The following is a 20,389-nucleotide window of genomic DNA, read 5'->3' on the forward strand; positions in this document are numbered from 1 at the left end:
CTTACGCCGGGAGATGGTTGATCGGATGGTCGCTGGTGGCCCACAGATATTGCACCGCGTACGCGCGCCACGGCCGCCAGGCGGTCGCCGCGCGCGTCAGCGCGGCCGGTGTGGTCGGCAGGCCGGCCTGGCCGGCGGCGAGCCGTACGCCGAGGTCGGTCGGGGTGAACGCGTCGGGGTCGCCGAGTCCGCGCATGGCGATCGTCTCGACCGTCCACGGTCCGATGCCAGGTAGTGCGGCCAGCTGGGCACGCGCGTCGTCCCAGTCGGTGCCGGTGCCGAGGTCGACCTGTCCACCGGCCAGCGCGCGAGCGAGGCCGGTGATGGTGTCGCGGCGGCTTTGCGGCATGCCGACCGGCGTCGCGCCGGCGAGGCTTTCCGGCGTGGGGAAGAGGTGCGTGAGGCCACCGGCGGCGTCGTCGATCGGCTCGCCGCAGGCGGTGACCAGCCGAGCCGTGTGGGTACGCGCCGCGGCCGTCGACACCTGCTGGCCGAGCACCGCGCGGATCGCGAACTCGCCAGCGTCGACCGTACGCGGCACGCGGCGGCCGGGGTCCTTGTCGACCAGCGGCTGCAGCGCCGGATCGTGCCGCAGCTGGTCGTCGACCGCGATCGGATCGGCGTCGAGGTCGAGCAGCCGCCGGCAGCGCGCGATCGCCGTCGACAGGTCGCGAAGGTCGGCCAGCTCGAGCTGGCAGGCGATGTGGTCCGGCGTCGGCCGCAGCGCGACGATGCCGTGGCCATGCGGCAGCCGGAGCGTCCGCCGGTATGCACCGTCGCGCCATTCCTCGACGCCAGGCACCGCGGTGGCGACCAGGTGGCCGAAGAGATTGTCCGGACACAGCGGCGCGCGGAACGGCAGTCGCAGTGAGATGTTTCCCTGTGTCGTTTGGCGATGCGCGCGGGTGCGCAGCTCGGTCGGTGTCAGCGCGAAGATCTCGCGGACCGTGTCGTTGAACGCGCGTACGCTCGCGAACCCGGCCGCGAACGCCACGTCGCTCATCGGCAGTGTGCTGGTCTCGATCAGCGTGCGCGCGGTCTGTGCGCGTTGCGCTCGCGCGATCGCCAGCGGTCCGGCGCCGAGCTCCGCGTACACCTGCCGCTGCACCTGCCGGACGCTGTAACCCAGCCGGCTCGCCAGTCCTGGCACGCCGTCGCGGTCGATGACTCCGTCGGCGATCAGCCGCATCGCGCGCGCCACCAGGTCGGCGCGTTCGTTCCACTGCGGTGAGCCGGGACTGGCGTCCGGCCGGCAGCGCTTGCAGGCGCGGAAGCCGGCCTGCTGCGCCGCCGCGGCGCTCGGATAGAACCGCATGTTCTCGACTTTTGGCGGTACGACCGGACAACTCGGCCGGCAATAGATGCGGGTGGTCAGCACGGCCGTGAAGAACCAGCCGTCGAACCGCGCGTCTTTGGACTGCACGGCTCGTACGCATCGCTCACGGTCCTGGAACATGCTCTCCAGCATCGCCCGCGGCGGCGGCGCTGGCTGGCGGAAAAACGACATCACGGTGTGGTCCGAATATGGCCAGACTTCGCGCGTACGAGCTGGTGAAGTTGCGGCATGACAGTTGACTTCTTTCGCTCACTCCACCGCAACGGCCAGCCGCTCGTCCTGCCGAACTGCTGGGATGCCGCCAGCGCGCGCGTCATCGAGTCGGCCGGCGCCGCGGCGATCGCCACGACCAGTGCCGGTGTCGCCTGGAGCCTCGGTGCCGCCGATGGCAACTTCCTTACGCGCGAGGCGGCCATCGCGCTCGTGTCGCGAGTCGCGGAGGCCGTTTCCGTACCGGTGACGGCTGACATCGAGGCCGGCTTCGCCGACTCGGCTTCCGGCGTCGCCGACACCGTCAAGCTCGTCGCGGATGCCGGCGCGGTCGGCGTCAACATCGAGGACGGTGTGGCCGGCGGCCTGCGTCCGGTGGCCGAGCAGGTGGCGCGCTATTCCGCCGCCGCGAGCGCCGGCGTCTTCGTGAACGCGCGCATCGACACGTATTTGCGTGGTGTCGACAACGCCTTTGAGGAGACGCTGATTCGCGCGCGTGCGTACGTGGAGGCCGGCGTCGACGGCATTTTCGTTCCTGGCGTCGCGGATCTTGACGTGATCAAGCGGTTCGTCGAGGAGATTTCCGTGCCGGTGAACGTCATGGTCGGTCCCGGTGCGCCTTCGGTGGACGCGCTTGCCGGTGTCGGTGTCGCGCGTGTCAGCGCTGGCTCGGCGATCTCCCAGGCCGCGTACCAGGTCGCTTTCGACAGCGCTCGCGAACTGCTGGGCGGGGGGACGATGACCGCCGCCGCCTTCGACTACGGCGGCCTGAACACGCTCCTCGGCCGCTGACCCTGCCCGCCGAGAATGTCGGTCCAGGCGAGGACTCTGTTTATCGGGGGCCCAAAATCAGCGGGCGTCGCAATCGGGACCCGATTGTTCGGGGGCAGCAGTATTTGGGCCCCCCGAAAACAAGCCTTCCAGCCACGACCGACAGTTCGTACGCGCTCAGCGCGCCGCGCCGAACCAGTGGGTGAGCGCGGCCGTCGGGTCGTCGCCGAGCCAGGCGACATGACCATCGGGACGTACGAGCACGGCGGCCGCATCGAAGTCCTCGTGGGGTTTCGCGTTGACCAGGCGCACGCGATCACCCCAGCCGTCGTGCGTACGTCCGCCGAAGTCGATCAGCACACCGCGACCGTCGACCGCGAGCGAGCTGAACCACTCGGAGCCGTCGGCGGTCTCCAGCAGCCGGTCAGGCATCCGCGCGCCGACCAGCGGATGGTCACTGCCGAGGTCATAGCGAATGTCGAGGCCGGAGATCATCGCCGCGACCTTCCGGTTGAGCTCCGGCACCGCCAGCCATTCGGTCAGCAGAGTCCGCATCGCGGCGGTGTTCAGGTCGCGGAAGTCCATGATCGAGCCCTGCGCACGTGTGTTGAGCAGTACGCGCGCGCCGACCGGATGGCGCTCGGCGTGGTAGGTGTCGAGCAGGTCGACGTCGCCGCGCACCGCCGCCGCGAGCTTCCAGCCGAGGTTGAACGCGTCCTGCAGGCCGAGGTTCATGCCCTGGCCGCCGGTCGGCAGGTGGACGTGCGCCGCGTCGCCGGCCAGGAACACCTGGCCGACGCGATACGACTCGACCTGCCGCGACGCGTCGCTGAATCGCGACGCCGCGCGTACGCTCCGCAGCCGCACGTCCGGTCCGTACACGTCGGCCAGCACAGCGCGGACCTCGTCGGCGGTCACCTCGTCGGTGCGTGTCTTCCCCCGCTGTTCCGGCCCGCCGAACATCAGCCGGTGGAAGCCGCCGGGCAGCGGGCTCAGGATCGCCGCGCGCTGAGTCGAATGCTTTACGTGCCGCGAAAAATGGTCACGAACAGTCGGCACGCCGTCGCCGTCCACCAGCACGTCCGCGAGCACCATCGACGACTGCCCGGCACGTCCGGGGAACGGCACCTCGAGCAGCTTGCGGACGGTGCTGTGACCGCCGTCGCAGGCCACCAGATAGCTGGCGGTCAGCTCGTACGGCCCCTCCGGTCCGACGACCCGCACGCGCACCCGATCGGCGTCCTGCGAGATGCCGACGACCTCCCGCTCACGCTCGACCGCGAGACCCCGCTCCAGGATGTCCTCGACATCGCCCTGCGTCGTCGCCACGACGTACGGACTCCGCGTGTCCAGAGCGGCGAAGTCCAGCGGCACCGGCAACGCGGCGAAATGGCCACCGGTCTGTTCGCGCTCCTGGGCCCGGGCCGCCGTCTCCTCCAGCAACCCGCGCATCCGGAACACCTCGGCCGTACGGCTGTGCAGGCCGCCGGCCTTCGACTGGATCGACCGCGTCGCCGATTTCTCCAGCACGGTCGCACGCACACCGGCGAGCCGCAGCTCGCGCGCCAGCATCAGGCCGGTCGGTCCGGCCCCAACCACGATGACATCCATGCATCGAAGTTAACTCAGTTAAGAAATTAACGCAAGAAAGTTTTTGTCCAGGTCGCGCTAGGATCTCGGCATGACCTCTGACCTCGGCCTGCGTGAGCGCAAGAAGCTGCGCACGCGGCAGGCCATCTCGGACGCCGCGATCGAGCTGTTTCTTCGCCGTGGATACGACGCGGTGTCGGTCGCCGACGTGGCCGCGGCCGCCGAGGTGTCCAAGCCGACCCTGTTCAAGTACTTCCGCAGCAAGGAGGAGCTGGTCCTCGACCGGATCGACGACCACCGCGACGAGCCGGCGCGTGCGGTCCGCGAGCGAGCGCCCGGCGAGTCGCCGCTGGACGCGCTGCACCGCCGCCAACGCGAGCTGCTCGACGACCGCGATCCGGTGACCGGCATCAGCGACGCGCCACGCGTCGTCGCCTTCCATCGGCTGCTCTACACGACCGAGAGCCTGGCCAACGGCCTGCTCGCGTACTCGGTGAACGGACGAGAGCTGCTCCGCGACGCGCTGGTGGAGGCCGTCGGTCCGGGTCCGCATCCGCTGACCGCGACGCTGGTCGCCAGTCAGATCCTGACCATTTCGGGGCTGTTGTCGGCGGAGAACTGGCGGCAGGTCGACGCCGGTCGGACGACCGAGGAGATCTATCCGGAGGCGGTCGCCGCGTTGGACGCCGCGTACGCGCTGCTGCGGGACGGACTCGGAGACTACTGCGGGTAGTCGTACAGGCGTACGGACAGTGGCGGTCTGGCGTGGCGGCGGGGATGGTCGCGGAAATGTGAGAGGCAGCCGCTAATGTCGGCTGCGTGCTGGAGGAAGTGCGGATCAGCGGGCTCGGCGTGATCGACGACGCCGAGCTGCACCTGTCCGACGGCCTGACCGTGGTGACCGGCGAGACCGGTGCCGGCAAGACGATGGTCGTGACCGCTCTCGACCTGCTCTTCGGCGGCCGGGCCGACGCCGGCCGAGTCCGCACCGGCGCCGAGCGCGCGCTGGTGGAGGGCCGGCTGAGCCTCAACAAGCGGACCAAGTTTGGCAAGCGCATCCTCGCGCGCGCCGAGGAGGCCGGCGGCGAGGCCGACGACGACGGCTCGCTCGTACTGTCCCGGTCGGTGTCGCCGGAAGGTCGGTCGCGCGCGCACCTGGGGGGCCGGTCGGTGCCGGCCGCGGTGCTCTCCGACATCGGCGAGCTGGCGGTCACCGTGCACGGCCAGATGGACCAGGTGCGGCTGCTGCGGCCGGCCGAGCAGCGTGCCGCGCTGGACTCCTACGGTGGCGCCGAGATCAGCGAGTTGCTGGAGGCGCACCGCGACGCCTTCCGGCGCTGGCGCGAGGCTGCCGCCGACCTCGCCGACCGCACCGCGCGTGCCGGTGAGCTGGCCGAGCAGGCCGAATACCTGCGGATCGGGTTGGCCGCGGTCGAGCAGCTGGACCCGCAGCCCGGCGAGGACGCGGAGCTGAAGACCGAGGCGCAGCGCCTCGAGCACGCCGACGCGCTGCGTACCGCCGCGTTGACCGCCCACCAGGCGCTGGCCGGCGATCCGACCGCGGCGACGCTGGACGCGGTCGACGTGACCAGCCTGCTCGACGCGGCTCGCCGCGCGCTGGCCGCGGCCGCCGGCGACGATCCGGAGCTGGCGGCGCTGGCGACGCGCACCGACGAGCTGGCCGCGCTGGTCGGCGAGCTCAGCACTGACCTGTCGGCGTACGCCGACGGCATCGAAGGCGACCCGGCGCGGCTGGACTGGATCCAGGAGCGCCGCGCGCGGCTGGCCACCGTCGCGCGCCGCTATGTCAACGGGCCGGACGAGCTGCCGGAGTGGGCCGAGCAGGCCCGGCTGAAGCTGGAGGGGCTCGACTCCTCCGACGAAGCGCTCGCCGCTTTGGCCGCGGAAGTGGAAAAGTTGCGGCTGGAGGTCACCGACAACGCGGTGCGGCTGTCCGCCGCGCGGGTCGCGGTCGCCGACGAGTTCGGGTCGGCCGTCACGACCGAGCTCGGTGGCCTGGCGATGCCGCACGCGCGGGTGACCGCCAACGTGTGGACGGTCGACGCACGCGCGGACGGGCCGTCGATCGTGGTGGACGATCGCGAGGTCGCGGTCGGTCCGGACGGCATCGACGAGATCGAAATCTGCCTGCAGCCGCATCCCGGCTCGCCGCCGCTGCCGCTGCAGAAAGGCGCCTCCGGTGGTGAGCTGTCCCGGGTGATGCTGGCCGTCGAAGTCGTGCTCGCCGGCGGCGGCAGCACCGCGACGCTGGTCTTCGACGAGGTGGACGCCGGTGTCGGCGGCAAAGCCGCGGTCGAGGTCGGTGCGCGGCTGGCGCGGCTGGCGCGTTCGCACCAGGTGCTGGTGGTGACGCACCTGCCGCAGGTGGCCGCGTTCGCCGACCGGCACCTGATGGTGGACAAGGACTCCGGCGGCTCGGTGACCACGTCGTCCGTACGCTGGCTCGACGACGAGGGCCGCGCGCGCGAGTTGGCCCGGATGCTGGCCGGCATGGAGGACAGCATGCTCGGCATGGCGCACGCCACCGAGCTGCTGGAGAAGGCGCAAGCCACCAAGGACGCCGGCTTCAAACAACCCCGCCGCAAGCGTACGAAGAAATAGCGTCTTCACCGCCTGTCGGAGTCCGGCCGCAGACCCCGCAACCTCTCGCCTCTCGCTGCCTCTCGCCGCACAAAGTGTGGCGTTCGCCGAGTGCCGCCTAAGTCGTGGCGTTCGCCGAGTGCCGCCTAAGTCGCGGCGTTCGCCGAGTGCCGCGTAAGCAACGCCGCTCGTCGAGCGCCGCGTTTCTGGCGACATTGGCCCCCGAGCGCCGTCAGGAGTGCGGCGTTCGGTGAGGGCCGCCGAAAGTCCGGCGTTCGCCGAGTGCCGCGCAAACAACGGCGTTCGCCGAGTGCCGCGCAAACAACGGCGTTCGCCGAGTGCCGCGCAAACAACGGCGTTCGTTGAGTGCCGCGTTTTTGGCGACGTTGGTCGTCGAGTGCCGCGTAACTTGCGGCCTTCGCCGAGCGCCGCCGATAGTCCGGCATTCGGTGAGCGCCGCGGATAGTCCGGCGCTCGGCGAGTGTCGCCTTCTCAACGGCATCGAAGGACCGACGGTGCCTGATTTGCCAGGTTTACGACAGCGATCCGCGTGTCACAAAGGAATGCCGTGCGCGAGACACGACATCTGTGGCTGACGTGAAAGCGGGTGTCGTACGACTGAAATGACTGATCCCGGTGTCATGATGGCCAGCAACCGGCAGCAAAGAAGCGGCGGAAGGAGGGGTGTCGATGCGGATGGCCACCCTGCGGCGCAATCGTGGCCACCAGTCCGGGATCACCGGCATCGCCCGGCTCGACCGGCGGACCAAGCGGCTCACGCCGCGGCTGTCCCGTGGCGACATCGCCTTCATCGACCACGTCGACCTCGACCAGATGGCCGCCGAGCAGATCGTCGCGGCCGGCGTGTTCGCGGTGGTCAACGCGGCGCCGAGCATCTCCGGCCGCTATCCCAACCTGGGGCCGCAGGTCATCGTCAACGCCGGCATCCCGCTGATCGACGAGGTCGGCCCGGAGGTCTTCGAGCAGCTGCGCGACGGCCAGGCCGTACGGGTCGACGGTGAGAAGGTCTGGCTCGGCGACGACGTGGTGGCCAGCGGCAAGGTGCAGGACGCCGAGACGGTCGCCGCCGCGATGGTGCGGGCCAGGGACGGCCTCACCGTCCAGCTGGACGCCTTCGCCGCCAACGCCACCGAGTTCCTGCGTTCCGAGCAGGAGTTGCTGCTCGACGGCGTCGGCATCCCGCGGGTGCGGACGAGCATCGACGGCCGGCCGTGCCTGGTGGTCGTACGCGGCTACAGCTACCGCGAGGACCTGGCCGCGCTCGGCGCTTACATCCGCGAGGCCAAGCCGGTGCTGATCGGCGTCGACGCCGGTGCCGACGCGCTGGTGGAGGCCGGTTACGTGCCCGACCTGATCGTCGGCGACGTCGCCGAGGTCAGCGACGAGACGCTGCGCGCCGGCGCCGAGGTGGTCGTGCAGGCCTATCCGGACGGCCGCGCGCCGGGACTCAAACGCGCGCAGGACTTCAACGCCGAGTCGGTCACCTTCCCGGCCGCCGCGACCAGCGAGGACATGGCGCTGTTGCTGGCCGACGAATGCGGCGCGTCGATGATCGTCACCGTCGGCACACACTCCAGCCTGATCGAGTTCTTCGACCGGGGCCGGTCGGCGATGGCCTCCAGCTTCCTGACCCGGCTGCGGGTGAGCAACAAGCTGGTCGACGCCAAGGCCGTGCAGCGGCTCTACCGGCCGACGGTTTCCTCGCGCGCGCTGGTGTTGTTGGTCGTCCTCACCGTGCTGGCGATGGCCGGCGCGGTGTTCGCGGCGACCGCCGGACAGGGGCTCGTGCAACTGCTCGCCGAGCAGTGGGAGGCCGCCGTTTTCGCGCTGCAGAGGCTGATCTCGTGATCAATTTCCGCTTTCACATCGTGTCCGTGCTGTCGGTCATGCTCGCGGTCGCGGCCGGCCTGCTGGTCGGCGGCTTCGCGCTGAGCGGCAGCGGCGGCGCGCAGGGGAGCAACCTGCGGCAGAGCAACACCAGCCTGCGGTCCCAGGTCGACGACCTGCAGCGGCAGGCCCGCAGCCGGGACAGTTTCGTGCGGCAGGTCGCGCCGTCGCTGCTGGCCAACAAGCTGGCCAACCGCAGCGTGCTGGTGGTGAGCGCGCCAGGAGTCTCCACGTCGGCGCGCGAAGGCATCGAGAAGATGCTCGCCGCGGCCGGTGCCCAGGTCAGCGGCGAGCTGGCGTTCACCGACGCGTTCTTCGACCCGACCCGCAACAACGACGAGATCGACCTGGCGCAGCGGCTGCTGCCGCTGACCGTACGCGGACTGCCCAACAACTCCAACGGCGTCGAGACCGCGTCCGCGCTGATCGCGCGAGTTTTCGCCGATGGCAAGGAGAAAGTCGACGACGCCAGCCGGACGGCCATCCTCGCTGGCTTCGGCCAGCTCAAGATGGTGACCGCCGCCGACCCGACCGCGGTCAAACCGGGCCAGGCGGTGGTGATCGTCACCGGCGAGCCGTACGCCGACCAGGACGCCGGCAAGAAAAACGCGGCGATGCTGACCATGGCGAGGCAGTTCCGCGCGTCCTTCGGCGCCGCGGTGCTGGCCGGCACGACCGCCAGCGGCGACGGCAACGTGCTCGCGGCCGTACGCGCCGACAAGGCTCTGGCCGCCACGCTGTCCACTGTGGACGGCGTCGAGAGCGCCGACAGCCAGGTCGCGACCGCGCTGGCGGTGGCCCAGCAGTTCGGCGGCAAGGCCGGTCACTACGGCACGGCCAAGGGAGCGACGGCGCCGCTGCCGGCGTGAAAATCGTGACGACAAATGCGACACGCGGGTGGCGCCGCGCACGCTGACGAGCATCGAGGGGGCCGCGGATGTTACGGTGAACTCCCGTGGACGTGCGGGTCAAGGGGCCCGCCCTCGATCACGGGGAGCCTCACGTGGCCCTGTCCTCCTGGACAAAAGATCAGACGACAAAGCATGTTTTCGTCACCGGTGGCGTGGCGTCGTCCCTCGGCAAGGGCCTCACCGCCTCCAGTCTTGGCAACCTTCTGACCGCACGCGGTCTTCGGGTCGTGATGCAGAAGCTCGACCCCTATCTGAACGTCGACCCCGGCACGATGAACCCGTTCCAGCACGGCGAGGTGTTCGTCACCGAGGACGGCGCGGAGACCGACCTGGACGTCGGTCATTACGAGCGCTTCCTGGACACCAACCTGCACGGCTCGGCCAACGTCACGACCGGCCAGGTCTACAGCCAGGTGATCGCCAAGGAGCGGCGCGGCGAATACCTCGGGGACACCGTGCAGGTCATCCCGCACATCACCGACGAGATCAAGCGGCGCGTACGCACCATGGCCGACACCGAGCCGGCGCCGGACGTGGTGATCACCGAGGTCGGCGGCACGGTCGGCGACATCGAGTCGCTGCCGTTCCTGGAGTCGATCCGGCAGGTGCGCCACGAGGTCGGCCGGGACAACTGCTTCTTCCTGCACGTGTCCCTGGTGCCATATTTGGCGCCCAGCGGCGAGCTGAAGACCAAGCCGACGCAGCATTCGGTGGCCGCGCTGCGCAGCATCGGCATCCAGCCAGACGCGATCGTCTGTCGCTCGGACCGGGAGATCCCCGACTCGCTCAAGCGCAAGATCTCGCTGATGTGCGACGTCGACGCCGACGGCGTGGTCGCCGCACCGGACGCGCCGAGCATCTACGACATCCCCAAGGTGCTGCACTCCGAAGGCCTCGACGCGTACGTGGTGCGCCGGCTCGGCCTGCCGTTCCGCGACGTCGACTGGACCCGCTGGGACGACCTGCTGCAGCGGGTCCACAAGCCGAAGCAGACGGTCACGGTGGCGCTGGTCGGCAAGTACGTCGACCTGCCAGACGCCTACCTCTCGGTCACCGAGGCGCTGCGCGCCGGCGGTTTCGCCAACCACGCGCGAGTGGACATCCGGTGGGTCGTCTCCGATGCCTGCCAGACCGCGTCCGGTGCGGCCACCGCGCTGTCCGGCGTCGACGGCGTGCTGATCCCCGGTGGCTTCGGCGTACGCGGCATCGAGGGCAAGATCGGCGCGATCGCACACGCCCGGCGCGCCAACATCCCGGTGCTCGGCCTGTGCCTCGGCCTGCAGTGCATGGTGATCGAGGTGGCGCGCGGGCTGGCTGGCCTGGACGGCGCCAACTCCGCCGAGTTCGACCCGTCCGCCGCGCATCCGGTGATCGCCACAATGGCCGACCAGGAGGACGTCGTCGCCGGAGAGCGTGACATGGGCGGCACGATGCGCCTCGGTGCGTATCCGGCGACGCTCGTGCCGGACAGCATCACCGCCGACGCGTACGGCACCACCTCGGTGTCCGAGCGGCACCGGCACCGCTACGAGGTCAACAACGACTACCGCGACCGGCTGTCGGCCGCCGGCCTGGTCTTCTCCGGCCTGTCACCGGACGGCCGGCTGGTCGAGTTTGCCGAGCTGTCCCGCGACGTACACCCGTTTTTCGTTGGTACGCAAGCACATCCGGAGTTCAAGTCGCGGCCGACCCGGTCGCATCCGCTGTTTCGCGCCTTCGTCGCCGCGGCCGTCGCGTACGCCGAAGCGGCGCGGCTGCCGGTCGAGATCCCCGATGCGACCCCGGCCGCACTGCCTGACCCACCGGCCGATTCCAAGCGTCGCAACCGCAACCACACGCACGCCGGCTCGGTGAGCTGACGTGCCGGACGTTTTCGCGGTCACGTCGAGCACGGAGCAGTTTCGCAGTCCGATCATGCGGATCGTCAGCGACGACGTGGTGATGCCCGGCGGGCAGACCAGCCGCCGCGACTACATGGTGCACATCGGCGCGGTCGGCGTCGCCGCGCTCGACGATGAAGGCCGGATCGTGCTGGTGCGGCAATATCGCCACCCGGTCCGCCAGGAACTGTGGGAGCTGCCGGCCGGCCTGCTCGACGTCCACGGCGAGGCCGGCCACGCCACGGCCGCCCGCGAGCTGGCCGAGGAGGCGGACCTGAAGGCCGGCCGGTGGGACGTGCTGACCGACCTGCTCACCACGCCCGGCTGCAGCGACGAGGCGATCCGGATCTACCTCGCGCGCGACCTCTCTCCGACCGACGAGACGTTTGACCGCGTGGGCGAGGAAGCGCTGATGAGCGTGCGGCGCGTACCACTGGACGAGGCCGTCTCGTGGGTCTTCGCCGGCCAGATCCGCAACGCCGCCGCCTGCGTCGGCGTGCTGGCGGCCGCTCGCGCGCGCGACAACGGCTTCACCGGCCTGCGGCCAGCCACCGCGGACTGGACTGACCGACCCGGCCACTGAGCCGATCGGTGAGCCGACCGGGTCTCGACGTCAGGCTGCGATGGTGGAAGGTCGTCGCGGCGACGGTGGCCGGATGCGGAATCGGCTCACCATCCTCGCGCATGCCGGCGAGGTGGATCTCGATCGCCTCGTACATCAACTCCAGGCACTCCTCCTGAGTCTCGGCAGCCGCGACGCAGCCAGGAAGATCGGGGCACCAAGCGCCAAAGCTGCCGGTCTCGCCGCGATCGACGATGATCGCGAACGTAGAGCTCACCACTACCTCCTGCGGAGTCCTGCCTGCCTAGGGATGCTGCGCTCGGTCCCCACCGACAAGTCCGTACTCGGCTTGCCGGCAATGGTGACTCGGCCTGGCTTCACTGGATGCTTGTAGTGCCGATGGCTGCCGGTCACACCGATCAGAACCCAACCGTCGGCCTCGACGCGCCTGATCGTCTCACGGACTGTCGTTGGCCTGGCACCTCCTGCCGTGCGTGGAGGCGAAATCCCGGTCGAACGTATGTTCTATCCATGTCCGAACGCTAGGGATGGGGACTGACAGAAATGCGCTGGTCGTGTTTGCGCGGCGTTCACCGGGGTGGTGTGGGGTGGGGGAATGGCGGTGGAGTTTCGGCATCTCGAGGCGTTTCTGGCGATCGCCGACGAGCTGCACTTCGGCAGGGCGGCGGCGCGGCTGCGGGTCGCGCAGTCGTCGTTGAGTGAGCAGCTCAGCAAGCTGGAGCGCGCGGTCGGCGTACGGCTGGTGGAGCGCACGTCCCATCGCGTGGCGCTGTCCGAAGCCGGCGAGGCGTTTCGCGGGGAGGCGATGCGGCTGCTGGCGGCTCGCGCCCGCGCCGTCGAGGTGGCGCGGGCGGCGGCGGCCGGCGATGCCGGACATCTGCGGATCGGCTTCAACTACCCGGCCGGCCAGCGCGTACTCATGCCGGCGATGGCACGCCTGCACGAGCGCTGGCCACGGATCCGGACGACGTTGCGCGAGGGGCGTACCGGACCGCAGCTGTCGGACCTGACCAGCGGCCGGTTGGATCTGGCGTTCGTGTACGGTCGGCCGACCGTGCCGGGCGTGTGCCATGAGCACGTGCTGACCGTGCCGGTGGTGGCACTGGTGGGGGAGCGGCATCCGCTGGCCGGCCGCGAGGAGATCCGCTGCGCCGAGCTGGCCGCCCATCGTTGCGTGATCTTCCGGCGTGAGCAGAGCCCGGCGATGTACGACGCGATCGTTGCGGCCGGCGTCGAGCTGAGTCCGCTGGACCGGGTCGACGATCCGGCCGCGACCGAGATCGTGGTCGCCACCGAGATGTTGGTGGCGTTTGCCTCTGCCGTACGCGCCGAGACCGGTGTTGGCGGCAACCTGACCGCGGTCCAGCTCACCGATCCGGTGCCGACCCTGGATGTTTACGCGGTGTGGCGGGAAAACTCCGATCGCGCCGTCCGGCTTTTCCTGGACTGCGTACGCGATCGATAGGACCGATCGCGCGATCGCATTTTGACCGTTGCCGGCCGACGTGCCGCCAGGGCATCGTGGTGGCATGCGACTGGAGGTCCTGGGATGTCGCGCCGGAATGCCGGCCGACGGCCAACCGAGCTCGGGTTATCTCCTCCATACGGCGCACAACCGGATCCTGCTGGACTGCGGTCCGGGCATCGCGACGGCATTGTCGGCCGCTGGTGACGTCGGTGATCTAACCGCGATTTTCGTCAGTCATGTTCACCTCGACCACTGCTACGACCTGTTGCCGCTAGCCAAAACCCTGCTGGCGCGGCAGCTGCCGTATCCGCCGAAGAAGGCACCACCTCCGGTCCTGGACAAGGTGCCGGTCTTCGTGCCGGCCGGCGCGACCGCCATTTTCCGCGGCCTTGCGGAGCTTTTTCCGATCCAGACCATGCCGGATCTCAACCGGGCTTTCGAGTTGGCCTTCGACCTGCGCGAGTACGAGCCGGGGTCGACGGTCACCGTCGGCGACTGCGGGCTGGAGTTCCACGAGCTGCGGCACGCCGCTGCTGACTGTGGTGTCCGCATCGACGACCGTACACATGCCGTCGCGTACACCGGAGACACCGGCGTGACCGACGGACTGGTGCGGCTGGCCGAAAACGTCGACCTGTTTCTGAGCGAGGCCAGCCTGGAAAGCACCGACGACGGTCCGCACGGACACCTGTCCGCGGCTGACGCGGCGCGTGCCGCGCGAGAGGCCGGCGCGCGCTTGCTTGTCCTCACTCACTTTCCGACCGCCGACCCGGCCTGGCTGGCCGCTCGCCGCGCCGAGGCCGTGGAGATCTTCGGTGACTCGGTGGAGCTGGCCGCACCAACCCGGGAGTTCACCGTCACCGGCCCGCACTCCACCTCGCTGGTCTAACTCGGGACGGCGAACAAATGCGTCATCGTCGAGTTGTGCACCGGCACTCCTGGGCCGGGTGAACCCGTTACGTCGGTCAGACCGTCCGCCTCTCCCTGGATGGCACCGACATAATCCGAGACGTAGACGGCCTGGACGTACGCATAGAGACGATCGCAGCCCGGAGCGAGGGTGATCGTCGTGTAGAGAGGCACGGTTTTGTGGTGTGTCTGCCGGGAAACGGCGACCTCGGTGGTGGCGGGTGGCGCGGAGGCGCACACGGTGTTTCCATTCATCTGCTTGGCGATCAACGTGAAGCGGGCTGTGGATATCGAGCCTGAGGACGGGCATGCGGTCGGATAACAGGACATGTACTGGACATCCGCGATGACCGCGACCTTGGAATGGCCCGATCCCATGGTCCGGTCCACAAGCAGCGTATTGACCGTCTTGTCGACCACGATGTTGCCTACAGGCAGCGATACCTGCAGCGGCGCCCCGGCCGCGTCCGGTGCCACGTCCAAGGACGCGAACCGCAGGGTTCCGCTCACGGTGAACGAGGACGTGTTGTTGGACAGCGAACTGGTCCGTACGGACAGCCGGCAGGTCAGCGTGCCGGACGAGGTCGCCTTCAGCAGAAAACGGTTGACGATCGTGATGGTGGCGCGGCCAGGCTGCGCACTGCTCGCCGGGTCGAGGTTTTCACCGAGAACGACGTTTTTCTCTCCCGCACCGGAGCAGCGGATCTCGTTGTCGACCAGATTGACATCGGCCGACTGAGACGCGGTCAGCGACGAGTAGACGTAAGCGATCTTTCCGGCCGGCAGGTTCGCCGTTATGACGCCGAGTTGTTGGATCTTCTGCATTTTCTGTGAAGCGGGTGGCACACCGGTGATCGACACAGGTCCGAAGTCTCCGGAAGCGGCCGCCGCGGGAGCGGAGAATCCGGTCAGCGACGCGGCGGCGATCATGGCAGCCACGGCCAGTTTTCTCGCGCCATTCATGTCGAACCGCCTCCCTGTCAGGAGCTGGATCAGGCTGCTACGAAAATCCAGCGAGAAGCCGTGTTCCCGCAGGTCCTCGGCACGACGTACTCACCAGCGCCGCCAAAGGAATGCATGCAGAACTGCATTGCCTGGTTCTTCACCCATTTCTTCTCGGTGGAGTCGACCAGCCACCGCTGGTACGGCACGGACCCCGGGTAGTAGTCCGGGCCGAAGCAGGCCCAGGTGAAGATCTCCACGTTGTCCGTGTCGAGGCAATACCCGGTGCCTCCCTGGGTCTGGAACTGGCCGCCGACGATACGCCATCTCTGTGAGCCGGCGTTGACGCAGTTGGCCGTGTAGACGGAGTTGTAATAGGCGGTCAACTGGTCGGAGGTGAGGCAGCGGCCGCTGTTCGCGTTCTTGACGTAGAAGATCGACGTGGCGGTCGTTGCCGCCGGCTGTGCTCCGGCGACCGTTGTCGCACCCGCCGGTGCGGCGGTGACCAGCATCGCCGCCGCGAGCATGAGGGTCGCACCCGCTGCGGCGAGCCGCCGGTTTCCTTTCAGACCATTCATCTTCGACCTGACTTCGTGTCGTTGTTGGTCGGCGGCGGCGGCCTTGTCGGCCGGCCCACCGCCTCGGCTGGATCAGGCCGCGACGAAGATCCAGCGGGAGGCGTCACTCCCGCACGTCCGCGAGGTGACGTACTCCATCGCGGCACCGCTGGAATTCAGGCAGAATCCAAGTGCCTGGTTTTTCACCCATTTCTTTTCGGTGGAGTCGACCAGCCACCGCTGCGTCGGTTCGAGTTCGAGGTAGTAGTCGGGGCCGAAGCAGGGCCCGGTGCGGATGGTCAGATCGAGGGTGCCGCCCAAGCAGTACCGGGTGCTTCCTTGGGTCTGGAACTGACCGCCGACGATGCGCCATCTTTGTGAGGCCGCGTTGACGCAGTCGTTGGTGAAGACGGAGTTGTACTGGTTGATCAACTGGTTGGTGGTGAGGCAGCGTCCAGTGTTCGCGTTCTTGACGTAGTAGATCGACGTGGCCGAGGTTGCCGCCGGCTGTGCTCCGGTGACGGTTGCCGCATCCGCTGGTGCGGCGGTGGCCAGCATTGCTCCGGCGACCGCGACAGCGGCACCCGCTCCGGCGAGTCGCCGGATTCTTTCCACAGCGTTCATGGTTGACCTGGTTTCGTGTCGTTGTCGAATGGCGGCGGGTTCTCGTCGGTCGGCCCACCGCCTCGGCTGGATCAGGCCGCGGCGAAAATCCAGCGGGAGGCGTCACTCCCGCACGTTCGCGCGATAACGTACTCGACCGCACCACCGCCGGAATGCACGCAGAACCCAAGCTGTTGGTTCTTTATCCATTTCTTTTCGGTGGCATCGACCAGCCACCGCTGGAACGGGACGAGGTCGGGATAGTAGGAGCGGCCGAAGCAAGGCTCGGTGTAGATGCTGGAGTCGTCGCCGGCGCTCAAGCAGTACTGGGTGATTCCCTGGCTCTGGAACTGGCCGCCGACGATGCGCCACCTTTGCGAGGCCGCGCCGACACAGTCGTTGGTGAAGACGGAGTCGAACTGATTGACCAACTGGTTGGCGGTGAGGCAGCGTCCGGTATTCGCGTTCTTGACGTAGTAGATCGACGTGGCCGAGGCCGCTGCCGGCTGTGCTCCGGTCGCGGTCGCCGCACCCGCTGGTGCGGCGATCACCAGCATCGCTCCGGCGATCGCGACAGCCGCACCCGCTGCGGCGAGCCGACGCAATGCACTCCTGAATGGCATGGATTGATCCCCTCCAGTGACGAAATCATCGGGGGTTGCCGTGGCCGGGAGGCAATTTATCGGGCCGTCCTACACCGCACCTACAAGTGGTGCTACGCGCGCGTTTGCGCCAATTGCCGGATCATCGTACGGGGATACTGAGATCCGGGAAATACTGCTAAAGTCTCGTCCCGGGCGGGTGACTCGGCGCTGTGTGAAGGCGCGAGAGCTGGAGCCGAAGGGGCCACCTCCCGTGATTTTTGTGTTTTCGGCCGGCCGGGCTTTGACCGATGACGGTCGTACGGACACGGCAGCTCCATGACGACGATGTTCCGGATTCTGGGAACATCGTGGGTCACGAACGCCGGCCAGACGTTGAAGCTGACCGGTTCCAGGCAGCGCGCGCTGCTCGCCGCGTTGCTCGTACGCGCCGAACAGCCGGTGAGCATCGCCGCCATCATCGACGCCATCTGGGGTGCGCGACCCCCGGCTTCGGCCGTCGCCAACGTGCACACGTACGTGAACAGGCTGCGGACCGCTCTCGCCGACATCGGCCTGTCCGGTCGGCTGGTCACCGCCAGCGGCGCCTATCAGTTGCTCGTCGAGCCCGGCGAACTGGACAGCCAGGTCTTCCAGCTCCAGGCCAACCAGGCACGGGCGGCCCTGCTCTCGGGTGATGCCGCGGCGGCGGTGTCCCGTTGGCGACAGGCATGGTCGCTCTGGCGCGGCCGTCCGCTGGAGGACGTGCCACTGGCCGGATGGCTGGAGGACGAGGCGGCGGGGCTGGAGGAAATGACCGCGGTGGCGCGTGAGGACTACGCCGACGCTCGGCTTGCCACCGGTCAGTACGGCGACCTCATCACCGAACTGGGTGCGCTCGTACGGCAGCTGCCGTTGCGTGAAGGTCTGTGGTGGCGGCTGATGCTCGCGCAGCACCGGGCCGGGAGCGGCGCTGGGGCTTTGGAGACCTATCGCGCGCTGCGGCGCGTACTCGCTGCCGAACTCGGCGTCGAGCCGTGCGACCAGATCCAGAAACTCCATCAGGAGATCCTTTCCGGGAGGAGGTCAGGCAGCCGTCCGGACGACACGCGCGGTCCGGCGCGGCCAATGCAGCTGCCACCCGACGTCGAACATTTCACCGGTCGGGAGGCAGAAGCGGCACAGTTGCGGCGTCTGCTGACGCGACGGCAGCCGAAGTCCGGCGCGGTGGTGGCGATCGTCGGCAAGGCCGGAGTCGGAAAGACGGCACTGGCCGTACGGCTGGCCCGCGAGCTGACCGACCACTTCGACGGCGGGCAGTTGTACGTCAGGCTGGGTGGCGCGGGGTCGACACCGCGGGAGTCCTCGACCGTCCTCGCCGAGTTCCTCACCAGCCTGGCGGTCCACCCGGACGCGGTCCCGGAGAACCTGGATGCCCGTGCGGCGATGTACCGATCCGAGCTGGCCGCGCGGAAAGTGCTGATCGTGCTGGACGACGCCGTGAGCATGGCGCAGGTCCGGCCGCTGTTGCCCGGCTCGGCCCGGTCGGCCGTGCTCATCACGAGCAGGGTCGAGCTGGTCGAAATGGCCGATGCGCACACGGTGAACCTCGACGTGCTGGACGCCGACCATGCCGTGCTGCTGCTGGCGTCGATCGCCGGTCCTGCGCGGGTGGCCGCGGAGGCGGACGCGGCGCGAGCGCTGGCCGGCTATTGCGGCAACCTGCCGCTGGCGCTGCGCATCGCCGCGTCCCGGCTGGCACGTCGGGCCCATTGGACCGTGGGTCGGCTGGCCGAACGCCTGGCGAGGGAGGACGACCGGCTCAACGAGCTGCGCATCGACGATCTGGACGCACGGGCCAGTTTCACCTGGAGTTACGAAGCTCTCGACGAGGCCCAACGGCGAGCGTTCCGCCTGCTCGGGCTGATCGACGTGCCGGACTTTCCCGGCTGGGTCGCCGCTGCGCTACTGGACGTTCCGGTGCCGGAAGCGGAGGAGATCGTCGACAGCCTCGCCGACGTGCACCTGCTGGAGACCTGTGGCGTCGATCAGGCAGGGCAGAGCCGCTATCGTTTTCACGACCTGCTGCGGGTGTTCGCACGCGAACGCGCGGTCGAATGTGACACGCCGGCGGACCGGATCGCGGCGCTGCGGCGAGTGTTCGAAGCCTGGCTGGCCCTGGCCTCGCGAGCGGAACAGAGCCTGCCGAGCCGATTCCTCAAGGTCCGGGTGACGAGCGCATACGACCCGCGGGTGGACGCGGGCAGACTCAGTCGGCTGCTGGCCGATCCGGTGGCGTGGCTGGAGGCGGAGCGGGACGCACTGGTCGGCGTGGTCGAGCAGGCACTGGCGCTGGACATGACGACACTGGCAGGGGAGACGGCGAGCGTGCTGGCGACGCTGTTCGACCTGCACGGCCATTACGACCTGTGGCGGCACACCCATGAGCTGGCCCTGGCCGCGGCCCGCCGGGCCGCGGCGGATCGCAGTCAGGCGATCCTGCACCAGGGACTGGGTGCGTTGGCGTTCTATCGCGAGCGTTTCCGCGACGCGTACGCACATTTCGGTGAGGCGCGGCGGATCTTCATCGCGATCGGCGAGACCCGTGGGCTCGCGTACGCCGACCTCGGCCTCGGCACCGTGCAACTGTTCCGGGGCCGCGATGACGACGCGGTGATCCGGTTGACCGAGGCGCGATCCGTCTTCAGCCAGTGCGCCGACACCAGTGGCGAGGCTTTTACACTGCAGGGCCTCGGTATTGCCTGTCGACACATGGGACAGCTCGGCGACGCACTGGCATATCTCGAACGTGCGTTGGGGATCTTTCGGAGGCTGAGCATCCAGTACGGACAGGCTTGTGTGTTGTTCAGCCTCGGCGTGCTTTATGACGCGCAGGACGAGCCCGCCGCGGCCGAAGCCGCGCTGTCTCGGGCTGGTGAGCTCTTCAGAGCATCAGCCTGCCCGCGGGACGAGGCTTTGGCACTACGCGTACGCGCGGCCTTTCTCGCACAGCGAGGCGACGTCGACCTGGCGTCGGCCCTGATCGCTCGGTCTCTGACGGTCCTCCCGCAAGCTGACGAGAGTGGCGGCACAGCCGCGGCCATGGATGGTCTCGGCCGGATCGCTCATCAGGATGGACGGCGCGATGCCGCGGCGGCGTACTTCGGTCAGGCGCTGCATCTCTACGAACGGCTCGACCTGCCTTTCCAACAGGCGAGGACGATCACCGCACTCGGTGATCTCGCCGCCGACCGCGGAGATGCGTCCGGCGCGCGGGCGGCCTGGCGCCGAGCCCACCGCCTTTTCCAGACGGTGGACGCCGCTGAAGCGCGTGAGCTGGCAATCCGGCTCGGCGACGACAAGGTCGCCAGCGCCCACGTCCGCACGTCCTAGTGGACACCAGATGATCTATTCCAAGGGTTGCACCCGCCGGGTCGTCAGGAGGGCGTGTGTTGTTTCGCGTACGTCAAGTGCGTGACAGTCCCATGATCAACTCGGACAGGCCGTGGCATCCTGGCAGGTGGCGAGACAAACCACCA

At 68.8% G+C, this 20,389-nt stretch carries 18 protein-coding genes; 10 read left to right on the forward strand and 8 right to left on the reverse strand.

All coding sequences use genetic code 11. The features are described 5' to 3' along the window. Position 1 precedes the first annotated feature (1 nt). Positions 2 to 1,456 (reverse strand): DNA-3-methyladenine glycosylase 2 family protein, encoded by a 1,455-nt coding sequence (locus GNX95_RS01220; protein ID WP_163507750.1) that lies wholly within the window; start codon positions 1,454 to 1,456, stop codon positions 2 to 4. 108 nt (positions 1,457 to 1,564) lie between these two features. Here GNX95_RS01220 and GNX95_RS01225 point away from each other — a divergent pair, with 108 nt between their 5' ends. Then, positions 1,565 to 2,338, forward strand: a complete 774-nt coding sequence (locus tag GNX95_RS01225; RefSeq protein ID WP_163505089.1) for an isocitrate lyase/PEP mutase family protein — start codon at positions 1,565 to 1,567, stop codon at positions 2,336 to 2,338. Positions 2,339 to 2,494: 156 nt separating this feature from the next. On the opposite strand, the gene GNX95_RS01230 is transcribed toward GNX95_RS01225, so the two are convergent. Then, positions 2,495 to 3,928: an FAD-dependent monooxygenase gene (locus GNX95_RS01230; protein ID WP_163505090.1), complete on the reverse strand. Its 1,434-nt coding sequence runs from the start codon at positions 3,926 to 3,928 to the stop codon at positions 2,495 to 2,497. 70 nt (positions 3,929 to 3,998) lie between these two features. Between GNX95_RS01230 and GNX95_RS01235 the strand changes: the two genes are divergently transcribed. The 6 genes from GNX95_RS01235 to GNX95_RS01260 all read left to right on the forward strand — a co-directional run bounded on the left by GNX95_RS01235 (position 3,999) and on the right by GNX95_RS01260 (position 11,790). Continuing rightward, complete coding sequence (locus GNX95_RS01235) at positions 3,999 to 4,640, forward strand: TetR/AcrR family transcriptional regulator (RefSeq protein WP_163505092.1); 642 nt, start codon at positions 3,999 to 4,001, stop codon at positions 4,638 to 4,640. Between the two features lie 86 nt (positions 4,641 to 4,726). Then, positions 4,727 to 6,529 (forward strand): DNA repair protein RecN, encoded by a 1,803-nt coding sequence (gene recN, locus GNX95_RS01240; protein WP_163505095.1) that lies wholly within the window; start codon positions 4,727 to 4,729, stop codon positions 6,527 to 6,529. A 669-nt stretch (positions 6,530 to 7,198) separates the two neighbouring features. After that, positions 7,199 to 8,377 (forward strand): putative cytokinetic ring protein SteA, encoded by a 1,179-nt coding sequence (gene steA, locus GNX95_RS01245; protein WP_163505097.1) that lies wholly within the window; start codon positions 7,199 to 7,201, stop codon positions 8,375 to 8,377. Further along, entirely contained in the window at positions 8,374 to 9,285 is a 912-nt protein-coding gene (locus GNX95_RS01250) for a copper transporter (RefSeq protein ID WP_163505098.1), read from the forward strand. Before steA ends, GNX95_RS01250 begins: the two co-directional genes overlap by 4 nt. A 134-nt stretch (positions 9,286 to 9,419) precedes the next feature. Next, on the forward strand, positions 9,420 to 11,186 hold the full coding sequence (pyrG, locus tag GNX95_RS01255) for a CTP synthase (protein WP_222853322.1): 1,767 nt from the start codon (positions 9,420 to 9,422) through the stop codon (positions 11,184 to 11,186). Between the two features lies 1 nt (position 11,187). Then, positions 11,188 to 11,790: an NUDIX domain-containing protein gene (locus tag GNX95_RS01260; protein WP_246281476.1), complete on the forward strand. Its 603-nt coding sequence runs from the start codon at positions 11,188 to 11,190 to the stop codon at positions 11,788 to 11,790. On the opposite strand, the gene GNX95_RS01265 is transcribed toward GNX95_RS01260, so the two are convergent. Both GNX95_RS01265 and GNX95_RS44130 read right to left on the reverse strand, forming a co-directional pair. Next, positions 11,738 to 12,046 (reverse strand): type II toxin-antitoxin system HicB family antitoxin, encoded by a 309-nt coding sequence (locus tag GNX95_RS01265; protein ID WP_163505117.1) that lies wholly within the window; start codon positions 12,044 to 12,046, stop codon positions 11,738 to 11,740. The two genes, GNX95_RS01260 and GNX95_RS01265, sit on opposite strands and share 53 nt — an antisense overlap. A gap of 2 nt (positions 12,047 to 12,048) precedes the next feature. Then, positions 12,049 to 12,291 (reverse strand): type II toxin-antitoxin system HicA family toxin, encoded by a 243-nt coding sequence (locus GNX95_RS44130; RefSeq protein ID WP_222853603.1) that lies wholly within the window; start codon positions 12,289 to 12,291, stop codon positions 12,049 to 12,051. A gap of 94 nt (positions 12,292 to 12,385) precedes the next feature. Between GNX95_RS44130 and GNX95_RS01275 the strand changes: the two genes are divergently transcribed. Then, complete coding sequence (locus GNX95_RS01275) at positions 12,386 to 13,255, forward strand: LysR family transcriptional regulator (RefSeq protein WP_343034746.1); 870 nt, start codon at positions 12,386 to 12,388, stop codon at positions 13,253 to 13,255. Positions 13,256 to 13,319: 64 nt separating this feature from the next. After that, on the forward strand, positions 13,320 to 14,147 hold the full coding sequence (locus GNX95_RS01280) for an MBL fold metallo-hydrolase (RefSeq protein WP_163505119.1): 828 nt from the start codon (positions 13,320 to 13,322) through the stop codon (positions 14,145 to 14,147). Here GNX95_RS01280 and GNX95_RS01285 read toward each other — a convergent pair. The 4 genes from GNX95_RS01285 to GNX95_RS01300 form a co-directional block, all read right to left on the reverse strand. Continuing rightward, on the reverse strand, positions 14,144 to 15,130 hold the full coding sequence (locus GNX95_RS01285; RefSeq protein ID WP_163505121.1) for a hypothetical protein: 987 nt from the start codon (positions 15,128 to 15,130) through the stop codon (positions 14,144 to 14,146). The two genes, GNX95_RS01280 and GNX95_RS01285, sit on opposite strands and share 4 nt — an antisense overlap. Positions 15,131 to 15,159: 29 nt before the next feature. Continuing rightward, positions 15,160 to 15,687 (reverse strand): RICIN domain-containing protein, encoded by a 528-nt coding sequence (locus GNX95_RS01290; protein WP_163505123.1) that lies wholly within the window; start codon positions 15,685 to 15,687, stop codon positions 15,160 to 15,162. 72 nt (positions 15,688 to 15,759) lie between these two features. Continuing rightward, positions 15,760 to 16,224 carry an RICIN domain-containing protein gene (locus GNX95_RS01295; RefSeq protein ID WP_163505125.1) on the reverse strand — a complete coding sequence of 155 codons (465 nt, stop codon included), beginning with the start codon at positions 16,222 to 16,224 and terminating at the stop codon, positions 15,760 to 15,762. 137 nt (positions 16,225 to 16,361) lie between these two features. Then, the gene (locus GNX95_RS01300) at positions 16,362 to 16,826 is read right to left on the reverse strand and encodes an RICIN domain-containing protein (RefSeq protein ID WP_163505127.1); all 465 of its coding nucleotides are present in this window, start codon (positions 16,824 to 16,826) and stop codon (positions 16,362 to 16,364) included. A gap of 363 nt (positions 16,827 to 17,189) precedes the next feature. Between GNX95_RS01300 and GNX95_RS01305 the strand changes: the two genes are divergently transcribed. Next, positions 17,190 to 20,243 carry an AfsR/SARP family transcriptional regulator gene (locus tag GNX95_RS01305; protein WP_163505129.1) on the forward strand — a complete coding sequence of 1,018 codons (3,054 nt, stop codon included), beginning with the start codon at positions 17,190 to 17,192 and terminating at the stop codon, positions 20,241 to 20,243. Positions 20,244 to 20,389: the final 146 nt, after the last annotated feature.

The sequence above is a fragment of the Fodinicola acaciae genome, assembly GCF_010993745.1.
Classification (GTDB): Bacteria; Actinomycetota; Actinomycetes; order Mycobacteriales; family HKI-0501; genus Fodinicola; species Fodinicola acaciae.

What these genes read in the sequence shown, in the direction of transcription:
- GNX95_RS01300 (WP_163505127.1), bottom strand. Translation starts at nt 16,826, where the DNA reads ATGCTGGTGATCGCCGCACCAGCGGGTGCGGCGACCGCGACCGGAGCA.
- GNX95_RS01290 (WP_163505123.1), bottom strand. Translation starts at nt 15,687, where the DNA reads ATGAATGGTCTGAAAGGAAACCGGCGGCTCGCCGCAGCGGGTGCGACC.
- GNX95_RS01305 (WP_163505129.1), top strand. Translation starts at nt 17,190, where the DNA reads ATGACGACGATGTTCCGGATTCTGGGAACATCGTGGGTCACGAACGCC.
- GNX95_RS01235 (WP_163505092.1), top strand. Translation starts at nt 3,999, where the DNA reads ATGACCTCTGACCTCGGCCTGCGTGAGCGCAAGAAGCTGCGCACGCGG.
- GNX95_RS01275 (WP_343034746.1), top strand. Translation starts at nt 12,386, where the DNA reads ATGGCGGTGGAGTTTCGGCATCTCGAGGCGTTTCTGGCGATCGCCGAC.
- GNX95_RS01230 (WP_163505090.1), bottom strand. Translation starts at nt 3,928, where the DNA reads ATGGATGTCATCGTGGTTGGGGCCGGACCGACCGGCCTGATGCTGGCG.
- steA (WP_163505097.1), top strand. Translation starts at nt 7,199, where the DNA reads ATGCGGATGGCCACCCTGCGGCGCAATCGTGGCCACCAGTCCGGGATC.
- GNX95_RS01280 (WP_163505119.1), top strand. Translation starts at nt 13,320, where the DNA reads ATGCGACTGGAGGTCCTGGGATGTCGCGCCGGAATGCCGGCCGACGGC.
- GNX95_RS01220 (WP_163507750.1), bottom strand. Translation starts at nt 1,456, where the DNA reads ATGTTCCAGGACCGTGAGCGATGCGTACGAGCCGTGCAGTCCAAAGAC.
- GNX95_RS01285 (WP_163505121.1), bottom strand. Translation starts at nt 15,130, where the DNA reads ATGAATGGCGCGAGAAAACTGGCCGTGGCTGCCATGATCGCCGCCGCG.
- GNX95_RS01225 (WP_163505089.1), top strand. Translation starts at nt 1,565, where the DNA reads ATGACAGTTGACTTCTTTCGCTCACTCCACCGCAACGGCCAGCCGCTC.
- GNX95_RS01295 (WP_163505125.1), bottom strand. Translation starts at nt 16,224, where the DNA reads ATGCTGGCCACCGCCGCACCAGCGGATGCGGCAACCGTCACCGGAGCA.